The sequence below is a fragment of the Aeromonas popoffii genome, assembly GCF_000820025.1.
Lineage (GTDB): Bacteria > Pseudomonadota > Gammaproteobacteria > Enterobacterales > Aeromonadaceae > Aeromonas > Aeromonas popoffii.
The window spans coordinates 201,918-214,514 of sequence record NZ_CDBI01000055.1; the positions used below are offsets into that span (position 1 = coordinate 201,918).

Below are 12,597 nucleotides of genomic sequence, written 5' to 3' on the forward strand. Positions count from 1 at the left end.
CTTTGAAGTTTTCACTCGGCACCGTAAAATCCTTGAAATGATCAAGGAGATCTAAGTGGCGATTGAGTTAATGGAAGTACCCGTTACCTATGACGGGAAGATGGCAGATGAGCACAAGATAGATCTATATGCGCTTGGCGGGTCTTTGCAGGGGATTGCCAGGGTGCTTGCGGTGTCGTCTCATTTTGTTGTCACTGGCGAGTATGCCAAGCAATTTGGATCACAGGGCGTTAAAGTTTATGCCTCAGAACCGAGGGCGAAGTGCTTTGAACTTTCAGCTATTATTGAGTTTGCACAGCAGCAACAGCTATTTAGTGGCTTTGGCGGTGCCTTGTTCGGAGGCATTATTGCTTTTGTAGTTGCGAAAGCGAGCGGTAATAGGGAAGAGATGAAACTACTAAGCCAGCGACTCGAGCAGGCGATTAGAGAACTTGGCAACCGTGATCAGCAAGTTATCGATCGCATGATGTCCACCATCGAGAAGATGGCGGATGCGCTGCGCCCTGCTGTTCGCTCTGCTGTAGACCCCGTGGGTCAGGAGTGCGATACCCTCACTATTGGTAAGAAGACAGACCCTTATAAAACAACGATAGACAAGGCCACCCGTGATGCAATTCTGTCTGATGGAGATGTCTCGCTGACAGATTTGCGTGACTGGGAGGTTGTGTTTACCGAGTTAGATAAAGAGTCAAGAACCGGCAAGGTGCGCTTGGTTGGTGATGAGAGCAACGCCCGAATCAAGGCAGAGGTCAGTGACCCAGCATTTATGATGCCCGATAATAAGTATCTGGCCAGTTATGCTCACGATCAAGTCATCACTATCAAGGCAAAAGCTATGCTCAAAGATGGTGACTTGGACAGGTTCTATGTCAGCGATGCAATTTAACACCGAAGTGTGATGGTTCGTTCCGGTTGAATATTAATCCCCCCAGAGTTAGCATCTCCCCATAGTCGGCCAGTCTGTTTATCGGCCTGCCCCCACCATTTCAAGCCCTGAACGGTTCGCCGTTCGGGGCTTTTCTTTTGCCCGAAAGCCGAGGACACCATGGATAAGCCTGGACTGCGTGACGCCCTGCCACAGCCGCAACAATCCGACACCCGTAACGACCAATTTTGGGGCGACCTTGATAGCAACCTATCTGCCGTCTCTTCCACCTCGCCCCTATCCAAAGCCGCCCCGGCTCGCAATCTTGATGTGGGGCTTGGCGATCTTGCTCGCGGCGTCGGTGCTGGCGCACTGGATCTGGTAGGCGGGATCGGTGAGCTGGCGGGTCAAGCCAGCGAATTCGGCAGAGAGAATGCTGGCAAGCAGGGAGGGGACTACCTGGAGCAGGCGCGCGCCAACCTGGCCAGCAAGCTCAGCCCAGTGCTGGACTTCGTTGCCGGGGCCGGTGATCTGGCCAAGTCTGGCGCCGAGTCCCTGACCGAAGGGATGAGCTCCGATGCGAAAGAGGCCATGAACCGCCGGCTTGTTGATGAAACGCCGGAGGGCCGTCTGATCATGGGGGACGGTGCGGGTGATATCGATGTCTGGGCCATGAAGATGGCACAAGGTGTCGGTTCTTTGGTGCCAACCCTGCTTGCCGGCGGCGTGACTGGGGTCGCAGCCAAGGCAACCTTGGGCCGCGCCGTGACAGCATCCATGATCAAGCGTGGTGCAACACAAGAAGTGGCAGAGGCCGTGGCCGCCAAGGCCGTCTCCAAGCTTGCCACCGGAGCTGCCGTCACAACCGGTGCGACCGGTTCTGTAGGCAGTGCCGGGGTGAATGCCAAAGAGTCAGTGCTTGGCATGAGCTATGACGAGCTGGCAGCGAGTGACACGTTCCGCCAGGCATTCTCCCGTATCGACCAAGATCAGCAAACTCTTCACCTCACAGACGATGAGAAATTGGCACTGGCCAGGGAAGAAACCGCCAATGTGGCCAGTCGCGCGACCATGAGCGATGCCAAGACCTGGGGGGCGGCAGCCATGGGATCCATGATGGGTGATGCCATGTTGTTCAAGATGTTGGCAGGTAAGGTGGCGACTGGCGGCGTGCTCAAGGGGGCGGCCAAGGGGGCAGTAGGTGAGGGGATCGGCGAAACCCTCGAGGAGGGGGTGCAGCAATACACCATCAACGAGTCCCTCAACGAGGTGGCCGCTGCCGATATCGACCCGATGAAAGGAGTGGTGTCCAGTGCGCTGGAAGGCGGCCTGATTGGCATGGGTACCGGTGGCGCCCTGGGTGGCGTTGGCGGGATGCGCGGCAGCAAGTCGCAGGCCGAAAGCGAAAGGGGCGCACAGGTAGACCCCGCCACCGTGGAGGATGTCGTACCTGTTGAGCAGGGTGACCCAGTGCAGGCTAACCCAGCTACCGCACCGGCAGAGCCAGACTTGGCACCTGCCGCTGACGCCATGGCCGAACCGGTGGTTGCACCCTCTGGCGAGCAATCCCCGCTTGGCCCCAGCGCCAGCCAGTTTGACGAGCTGCGTGATGTGCCGGCCTACCTGCGCCGCGACGATACCGCCAAACGGTACAAGGGCATGGCTGCCGATAGCGAGGTGCAGCGCGCCTTGGCCGGTGAGTTTGGCCAGTCAGTGCAGGAGTTGGTTGCTTCCCAGATGCAGGCTGGCGATCAGGGCAAGAGCCTTTATGAGCGGGCTCAGGCTGGCGAGCTCGGGGTTGACCCTTTCGCAGGCAACAAGAGCGCCCAGCAGGTGGCCATGGAGAACCACCGCCCAGCCCTGCCGCTCAAGGATGTGATCTTTGCCGGTGATGCCAATGCTAGCAGGGAGGTGAGTCAAGAAGGCCACTTTGACGACAAGCAGGCTGGCACCGGCCCCCAGTACCGCGGCGCAGAGCGTACTCGCTGGCAGAGTGGGCAGGAGGGGGATGTGTTGCCGCCGGAGACCTCTGCCACCAAGCCAGCCGGCGAGTTGCCGGGCGCGGTGATTGAGGGTGAGGCTCGCGAGGTTGGTACCGAGTTGCCACACCGTGATGTGGTCTATGGAGCAGATCAGCGACAGCCTGACGCCAAACCGATGCGCGGCAGTGCCACAGAATCGTCAGTTGGCTCGCTCCAGACACTCCGCATCACCCGCAAAGGCAAGCCGTTCGCAACCGAGAAAGAGGCTGCCATGGCCAGCCGCAAGGGCAAGGAGATGCCGGTACCGCTCAATGGTGGCGGCTTTGGGGTGGCCGAGATCGCCGAAGTCGAGCAGGTGAAGGCTGCCAACAACTCCAATGCAATCAATGGCCCGCAGGGCAATAACCAACCGCAAGCAGAGGTGAGCAATGAGCCAGTTACCCCAGTACCTGCAATCAGCAGTGAAGGACAAGGCGATCAGCCTGGCACAGGCGAACCAGTTGCAGCAGGCGCTAGACCAGCCATTGCCGGACTCACCGATCGAGCTGGATCCGGAAATCCGGCAGACAACACTCCTGCTCCACCTGTACCTGATGGACAGCAGCAAGATGACCAAACACTGACAGCCCCGGCCACTGATGCCGGGGCTGCTGTTTCTGGCCGCATTGGTGAGGATGAGCTGCGAGATCGCAACCTGCTCACCGAGCACAACGGGCGCTGGAAGTATCGCTCTGCAGTCGGCGCTGGCTGGTTTACTGCCAACACTAAGGAGGGTGCTGTTGAGCGAGCCGAGGATGCATACCGCAATGCGCTAGCCAAAGGGATTCCCACCCCGACTCGCGCTGAACGTTGGGCAAAAGAGGAGCAAGAGTTTGCCGAACGCATGGATGGGCGATTCGGAATAATGACCATTCCTGAGCTTGAGGAGCGCCGCCGCAAGCTGGGCGGAGCCATTGCTGATTTGCAGCAGGCTGGTCGCAACGAGATGAATGGGAAGGGCGGACGACGCACCGGGGCCGCAGTGGCTAGCGAGGGGGCTCGCCAGAGCGGACAAGAAAAGATGGAGTTGGAGCGATACATTCAGCTTCGCCGCGACCGCGAGACTGCTGACTCTGGTGCCAAGTCACAGCAGATCGAGGCAGCCCGTGCTGAGGTGGCGCCGGAGCCCACCGAGGCGCAGAAGGAGGCGGGAAATTACAAGAAGGGTCACCTCAAGCTGCTGGGGCTGGATATCGCGCTCGAGAACCCCAAGGGCTCTACCCGTTCCGGCACAGACAAGGATGGCAAGGCGTGGCAATCCACCATGGCCCACGACTACGGCTATATCAAGCGTACTCTGGGGGCGGACGGGGATCATGTCGATGTGTTCATCGGTGACCAGCCAGATAGCGAAACGGTCTATGTGGTGGATCAGGTAGACCCCAAGACCGGCAAGTTTGACGAGCACAAGGTGATGATGGGCTTTGCCGACGAGCAGGCCGCCCGGGATGGCTACCTTGCCAACTATGAGAAGGGATGGCAGGGGCTTGGCTCCATCAAGGCAATGCCGGTGGAGGAGTTCAAGGGCTGGGTGAAGGAGGGTGATACCACCAAGCCAGCCAACGACTGGAGCGGTACCAAGAGCGCTGCGGATTACCACGCCGCGAAGCGTCGCTTGTTCTCTGGCGAGATGGAGTTTTCCGAATTTAAGGCGATGAGCCGTTCCGCCTTGGATAACGCTGCCACCCTGCAGGCTGAACTGGAAAAGAAAACCAAGCAGGATTTGCTTGATCAGATGAGCCACTTCAATGCTGCTCGCTACAAAAATGACAAAAAAGCAGTCGTAGTAGAGGCCGCATACAACCAACTGATCGGTGATCTGCGTTGGGCTGCCAATGGTGATAGCAATACTATCAGTGAAACCTATGCCATTGGTGCCGCCCGCCAGAGTATCGAAGAGCGAGTTGCCAAAGCGCTGGATGGCCTAACCCCAGAGCGGTATCAGCAATTTCGTGATAAGCAGTTGTCCGACATTGCCGAGACGCAGCGTCGCCGTGAAGAGCTCAAGCAGTCGCTCACCAACCCGCAAACCATGGATGACTTCAAGGCGTTCATCGAGCGGCGCGGGATTGACAAGCTAACCACGGAGCAGCGCGCCCGCTATGAGGACATGGTTGCCGCTCGCAATCTGGATCGCAGGGAGCAGGAGCGAGATACCAAGAGCAAGGAGATGGTATCCCCTATCGCCTCCGGCGACATTATCAAGACCAAGCACACCAAGACGGGTGATGACCTGTTTGTGGTGCAGATGGGTGATCGGGTTGATCGCGACACCTATAACAGCATCAACGCTCACGCCAAGAGCATGGGCGGGTGGTACTCCTCGTTTCGAGGTAAGGGTGCCGTGCCAGGCTTCCAGTTCAAGGATGAGGACAGGGCGTCCGAGTTTCGTGCATGGCTGGGAGGTCAGGTTGGCGGGGCGATCCCAGAGGTTACACCTGATCAGTCTACTGATAGCGAGGTGCAGCCGGCTGGCAAGTCCAAACAGGTGGAGGCGCTGCGCAATCGCGCTGCGTCAGCGAAAGCCAAGGCGGAGGCGGTACTTAATGCCGATCGCAAGGAGAATACCGCACGCCGCGCAAGCATGGCGGCCAACGCCAGAGCCAACGCCGAGCGAGACCTGCGTTTTGCTGGTTTGCTCGAGGCTATCGCCACCGGCATCGAGGGCGGGGAGATCACCTACCTGCGCAACCTTGCCAACGGCGCGCAACTTGAAGAGTTGCAGTCGGCGCTCAATCGTGGGCTGTGGTCGCTGCCAGCCACCAAGATTGATGCGCTGGTGAACGATGGGGTGATCAATCGCGATGACAGCAGCCGTTATTCCTGGAGCGACAAGGCAACCCCTGAGCAGATGGTGGAGGGGGTATCCATGCCCGGCATGGATTACCACACCGATCGGCTTCGTGAGGTGGCCCTAAAGATGCAGGGGGCAAGCGGCTTTAAGCAGGCTGGCGCCAAGGTAATGAGCCTGGTCAAAGCTGCGGCAAACAGGGACAACAAGACCACAACCCTGAGCGATCCAGAGCTGATTGCCAAGCTCAAGGCGTATGTCACTGGTAGTGATGACTACAGCACCAGCACCATCAAGGATCAGATCGCCGGGTATGGTCGCCTAGAGCGCATGGGCATTACCAATCACACCGAACTGCGCGCGGCATTGCGTGAGCTGGTCAGACTGCAGCGCGGGCTGAATGAGACGGCACCGCAGCGGGATCCGGTGACAGAAAAAACAAACGCATTGAAGCGTCGGTTGCTGAACAACCGCAACGCCTTTATCGACTTCTTCCCCACTCCGGAAGAGTACGCGGCCGACCTGGTGGATCGCCTTGGTATTGAGCCTGGCATGGTGGTACTCGAACCATCTGCCGGTCACGGCATGCTGGCAGAAGCTGCCCGGGATGCCGGGGCAACGGTGGAGGCCGTGGAGCTGGCTGGCGATCTGCGCGACATCCTGCAGGAAAAGGGGTTCTCTCTGGTCGGTGATGACTTTATGGAGACCACACCATCCCAGCGCTATGACGCCGTAATCATGAACCCGCCATTCTCCAATGACATGGATATTGACCATGTGCGCCATGCCTTTGGTCACCTCAAGCCAGGCGGACGCATGGCCGCCATCGTATCCAGCATGGCTGGCCAGCGTAGCAACAAGAAAAATCAGGCGTTCCGCGATTGGCTTGATGACCTTGGCGCCAGCGAGGAGATGATGCCGGAGGGGGCATTCAAGGATTCGCTCAACCCAACCAGCGTGCGCACCAAGATCATCACCATTGAAAAGCCGGTTGATGGTGCTGCGAGGTCAGGTGCAACTGAGCAGCGAGCCAAGGTGCTGTTCTCCAAGCAGGCAATGGCGCAGGGCGAGAGGCCAGTCAAGCACCTGACCCGTAAAGAGGCGGAGCTGGTAACCAAGGAGTGGTTCAAGCAGTACCGCGGCGCAGCCGGCATTGATGTGCAGATCCACGCCACACAGGCAGAACTTGAGGGGGCCCTGGGGCTCAATGCCAAAGAAGGGCTGATTCGGCGCGCGGCGTTCGATGATGACACGGGCTCACTGCATGTGGCCGCTGATACGATTTCTGACCCCAAGCGGATGCGCGAGATCCTGCGCCATGAAGTGCTGGCCCACTATGGCTTGGCCAACGTACTGGGCGATGGTGAATACACCAAGCTGATGAGCCGCCTGATCCAGTCCAAGCAAGATCCAAGCATGAAGGAGGTATGGGACTGGGTTGATACTCACTATGCCGACGAGGACATCGGCACCAAGGCAGAGGAGGTTGTTGCCCATCTTGCTGAGCTGGAACAGAGCGCCTGGCGTCGCGGCTGGGATAGCGTGTCTGCTTGGATTACCCGGGCACTGCGTGCTGTCGGTTTTGTACCAGAGGGCATTACTGCTGCTGAGACACGAAGCCTTATCGAGGTGCTGGGCAAGAAGATGAAGCGCAAAGGCCCTGATGACAATGGCCCTGACAGTGGCAAGAAATTTAGCCAAGAGACGAGCTCTGGCAATGAGGCATTTACTCCCGATAGTAAAGAGGCTGATGGTTATCGCCAGCAGTTGACTAAAGCAATGAGCTCACTTCGAACCAGTGATATCGCCATTGATGTTGGCTCAACACCCGCAGTTCTCATGGCTGTCGGGGCCCCAAACCTAACAATGCGGATTAGTCGGGATACGGTGCGCAAGGCTATAAACGGGGTGAAGCATGACGTAGATATAACGACAGTAGAAACGCTACCTGAATTATTAAGTGACCCACTGGCAATATTTGATTCGAAAACTCATCCAGGTGAATCACTCGTAGTGTTACTGGATGCAAAAGATCAATCTGGCCGGCCAGTTGTAACTGCCATTCAATTGGGTGTTAGTGCAGGTAAGTATCTTGAAGTAAATAGAATTGCCAGTATTCATGGGCGCCCTGATGATCAGGTTGGCCGATGGGTAGCTGATGGCATGACAAGGTATATAAAGAAAAACCACCCTAGCTCTTTACTCACTGGGCTGCAATTGCCCTTAGGTTCAAGCATGGATGGTTCAGTTACAAATGTACTTAGTGAGAAGGATATTGTCAAACGTAGCCTGAAATTCAGTCAGACCAATACCGCTACAGACAAGGCCATGGGGAAACTTAACCTGGGGCCAAAACCTGATGTTATCGACAAAACCAAGGCCAACCTGGGCAAGCTGCGCGAAGTGGATCGCGGCGTGGTCAAGTTCTGGGTAGACCGCTTCATCAAGAAGGCCAACACCGAGGTGCTCGACGCCCTAGCTCCCATCAAGTATGCCGAGGAGGCTGCAGGTATAACTGATGCGGCGGATTCCGGCTATGTGGCTGCGCGCATGGCAACCGGTGCGGCCTCCACCATGCAGGCCACCATGCTCTATGGTCTGCCGGAGTGGAAGGATGGAGTGATCCAGCGCAAGGCTGGCACTGGTGAGAAAGATGCGTTGCTCGGCATCTTCTCTGATCTGGGGAGCGACCTTCACAACTGGCTTGGCTGGATGGCTGGTCACCGGGCGGAGATCCTGCTTGCTCAGGGGCGTGAGAACCTGCTCGATGCCAATGACATTGCAGCGCTCAAGGCCCAGGGTAAGGGCAAAGAGGCCAAGTTCATGGCGGCCAAAGCCCGCTGGAACCGCCTCAACGCCGCCACTCTGGATCTGGCGCAGGAGGCAGGCCTGTTTACCCAAGAGGCACGGGCCGAGTTCGAAAGTGAGTGGTATATCCCCTTTTTCCGTGAATCTGACGACGGCGATGTCATTGCCCCCTTCAAGCCGAGGGGCGTTGCCAACCAGAACGCCGGCATTAAGAAGCTCAAGGGGGGCGAGGCCAACACCAACGACCTGCTCGAGAACATCTTTACCAGCACCAGCAAGCTGATCGACGCATCCATGAAGAACATGGCGGCCCAAAAGACCGTCTGGAATTTGGCTGAAACGGGCATCATCGAGGTGGTAGCCAAGCCCAACATGATGGATTGGCGTGCCCTCAAGAACGGGAAAGACCTGATCACCGTGAAGATGGAGGGGGAGGACTACATGATCCGGGTTGAGGATCCTGACCTGTATCGCGCGATGACCTTCTTTGATCGCCAGCCGTTCGGAACCATGGTCAACGTGGCCGCCAAGGCCAAGCGCCTGCTGACGGCCGGGGTAACAGCATCACCCGAGTTCATGCTGCGCAACTTCTTGCGCGACTCTCTCTCCAGTTGGGCAATCAGCAAGGATGGTTTCAAGCCGGTGATCGGCTCGATCCGTGGTGTGAAGAAGACCTTGACGATGGATGGCAGCACCATTGATGTGATGTTCAGTGGAGCCAGCTTCCTGGGTGGCTACGTCAATGGCAATGACCCGGGGGCTATGGCCGATACCGTGCGCAAGTCGCTGCGCCGCAAGGGGATGACACCGGAGCAGATTGCTCGTTATGAGAAGTCCATCATCCGCAATGCGGCACATGCCAAGGGCGTTGTGGCTGACGTGTGGGAGAGGTACAGCCGGCTTGGCGAGGCGGTGGAGAACGGCAACCGTGAGGCGGTCTATGATGCAGCCATCAAGGCAGGCAAGAGCCATGCTCAGGCAGCCTTTGAGTCGAAGGACCTGATGGACTTCTCCATGTTGGGGGCGGCTCGCGCCATCCAAGGGGCGGCCATGGTGCTGCCGTTCTTCAATGCCCGTATCCAGGGCTTGGGCAAGCTGACGCGCGAGCTACGCGACAACCCGCGGGAAATAGCGAAGCGCGCTGGCATGATCACCGCAATGTCGCTCGGGCTGCTGGCTGCCAACTGGGATGATGAGCGCTATGAGGAGCTGCCAGATTGGGACAAAGATGCCAACTGGCATTTCTTTGTCGGCGATCAGCACTGGCGGATCCCCAAGCCGTTTGAGATCGGGGTGTTGTTCGGCACCATCCCTGAGCGCATGGTGCGCGCCTTGGGCGACAAGGATACTGGAGCCCAGTTCGGTAAGGCGGTGGCGCGCGCGATTGGCGATACCTTCGCCCTTAACCCGACCCCCCAGATCGTCAAGCCGATGGTGGAGGCTGCTTTCAACTACGACAGTTTCAGAGGTGGTCCTATCGATAGCCCACAGGATCAGGCCGTGCGTGCCGAGGCGCGCTACAACGAACAGACCAGCCTGCTGATGCGGGAGCTAGGCGAGATGTCTGGCTTATCACCAAAGCAATTGGAGCACCTGGTGATCGGCTATACCGGCACCATGGGCAGCTATGTAATGGCGGCGGCCGATGGCCTGATACGAGCCAGCACCCCAGGGGAGTCAGCCAGCTGGCGTGCCGATGAGATCCCTCTGGTTAAAGCCGTGTATCGTGGCACCGGGCCGGCCAAGTCCACCCAGCATATGGAAGAGTTTTACCGGATGCTGAACGAGGTGAACCAGCTCAAGCGCACCGTTGACCAGTACCGCAGTGAAGGGTTGACCGAGAAGGCGAGCGAATTGCTGGAAGAACAGGGCGGGATCTTGAAGTCACGGCGCAGCCTGAGCCGCACTCAGCAGCAGGTCAGGGTGGTGCGTAACAAGATTGAGCTGATCCAGCGCGACAAGACCATGGCAGCGGAAGAGAAGCGCCGCCGTATCGATGAGCTGTTGGCTCGTCGCAACGATCTGGTATATCAGGCGGTCAACAGCAACATGTCAAACTGGGAATAGCGGCCCTGGCGAGGCCTCATTGACGGGGTTAGAATGAGGCCTTTTTAGGGAGGATTTGACCATGTGGCTGTTACTTGCAATAGGGTGCATGGTGCTGGCACTGAAGGCGTTCAGTTTCAGCTTCACACTGGCATTGCTCCCCGCGGCGATCGGGTGTTGGTGTTTCAGCAAATCTGACAGAGATAGTCTGGAGAACTTCATGGCTTTCGCATTCATCATCGGTCTGATTGGATTTGCCCTGAATATCCTCATTAGCATCTGGTGATCCTGGGTTCGGCGTTATGACATGTCATTTTGATTAGAAGGGGCTTCGGCCCCATTTTTAATATCCAAATCAGTCCGAAAATGTTAGATTCATGCAATGCACTGTATGTGCATACAGTGTTTCACAGTCGAGAGACTGGGAGAGCAAGAGGGAAAGCGGATGGAATCAGCATTGATCGAACTGGAAGAGTTTATTGAGACCTTGGATCTGGCTCCGGAGGAGGGGAGAAGTATCGCGCGCATTCTTGAGAAACTTCGCGAAGAAGCCGGCGCGTCATGACGCGGATTGGATTCGGATTGGCCCGCCACTGCGCGGGCTTTTCTATGCTTCTGGGTGGGGGGAAACTGAGGGAATAGTGAGGGATTACGCTGGTACGGAGGCTTGTAAAATCATATAGTTACGGATCTTGCATATTCCCAAGAAAATCCATAACTATATGATTTTAAATGAAATAAGTCGGGATTTAAAATCCCTCGACGTTCGCGTCGTGCCGGTTCGATTCCGGCCTCGGGCACCATTAAAATCAAAGACTTACGAAGGCCACTAGCAATAGTGGCCTTTTTGTTTTTACCGATTCCTAACATATTCCTAATACTTCACTGCTTTTTCACGCTATCAACAGCAGGGACTTGTAAAGTTCTCTGTCATGCTGCTCGCAGCTCCTTACGATTACGTTTCGAAGGAATGACTGGCTCTATCCCCCTGGCCCTGGCTCTGGCTACGCAAGCAACGCATTGGTACGTATCCCCTATCTGCCAATAAATATCCAGCTTCCAGGTCATCAATCAAGGTCGCGGCTTGCATACAATCCTCTGTCGTTCCCGATGTGATGATGCATGTTATTGGTATCCCGTGTCAGTCGGATGCCAAGTGGATCTTGTTGTTTATCTCCCTTTGGTAACCCCCATATCTTGGTTACCACCTTGAGCACCACTGGCATGGGGATGGACTTTGATATGGCTGGCGTCGATCATCAGCCATTCATAATCAGGTTCTTTTCTCAGACGTTCTTGAAGCCGGGCCCAGATACCCTTGTCGCGCCAGCGACAAAAGCGACGGAGGGTGTTTTTCCAGCCCCCGTAATCAGATGGCAAGTCTCGCCAGGGAGCAGCAGTGCGTAAAACTTAGAAAACAGCATTGATAAAAAATCAGTTATCACGATCCGCACGTCCCCATTGACCTTTTTGGCCCAGTAAATGAGGTGCGAGTAAGGACCACACATGGTCGGAGATATCGTTGCTGCGGTGAGCGGGTGTTGGCATGAGGCGATGATTTTTACGTTAACGGGGCTGATATTGTACTGAAATACATCAGTTGAAGACGACAGCCCCTATGGCGGTTCGGAGTTATATGGAAGGCTCCATATCGGATTAGGTTGTGTTCTCAACGTGTGAAAATTTCAGGCGCTGTAATTTCAAGCCATACACAGTGCCTCTTAAGAGGTCCATTCAGATGATTGTGAAGTGAATAAATGCGGTATTTCTGGAAGGGTGGGGCCCCAGAAAATGGGGAGATCGTTTTTCAACCACTTTAGCAACACTATTTAGTGCTACCTTTCATTTCATCACTGTTGGGTGTCCAGAAAACTGATCCACCATATAAACCGTTGGAAGAAGGGAGTTGCACTCATGATCGCTAGATTTGTCGCATTTTTCCTAATGGGCATGCTTATAGCCCCGCTCAGCGCACAAACGTTATTGCCTGCGACAACGTTGTTCCAGAACGTTCGCATCTTCGACGGCCAATCCGGCAGTGTCACCGCAGGGCAAGATCGCGAACG

3 protein-coding genes and 1 pseudogene are annotated in these 12,597 nt (G+C 56.5%); 3 read left to right on the plus strand and 1 reads right to left on the minus strand.

Going from position 1 to position 12,597, the window contains the following annotated elements; genetic code table 11:
* The first annotated feature begins 55 nt into the window (after nt 1–55).
* The 3 genes from BN1129_RS11540 to BN1129_RS11560 all read left to right on the plus strand — a co-directional run bounded on the left by BN1129_RS11540 (nt 56) and on the right by BN1129_RS11560 (nt 10,817).
* Complete coding sequence (locus BN1129_RS11540) at nt 56–886, plus strand: DUF7946 domain-containing protein (protein WP_052449343.1); 831 nt, start codon at nt 56–58, stop codon at nt 884–886.
* A 159-nt stretch (nt 887–1,045) separates the two neighbouring features.
* Nucleotides 1,046–10,552: an LPD38 domain-containing protein gene (locus BN1129_RS24215; RefSeq protein ID WP_052449344.1), complete on the plus strand. Its 9,507-nt coding sequence runs from the start codon at nt 1,046–1,048 to the stop codon at nt 10,550–10,552.
* A gap of 61 nt (nt 10,553–10,613) precedes the next feature.
* On the plus strand, nt 10,614–10,817 hold the full coding sequence (locus BN1129_RS11560) for a hypothetical protein (RefSeq protein ID WP_042036615.1): 204 nt from the start codon (nt 10,614–10,616) through the stop codon (nt 10,815–10,817).
* A gap of 653 nt (nt 10,818–11,470) precedes the next feature.
* Here the strand turns inward: BN1129_RS11560 and BN1129_RS24220 are convergent.
* Nucleotides 11,471–12,079, minus strand: a pseudogene (locus tag BN1129_RS24220) (IS5 family transposase); the annotation flags it as partial.
* Between the last annotated feature and the right edge of the window lie 518 nt (nt 12,080–12,597).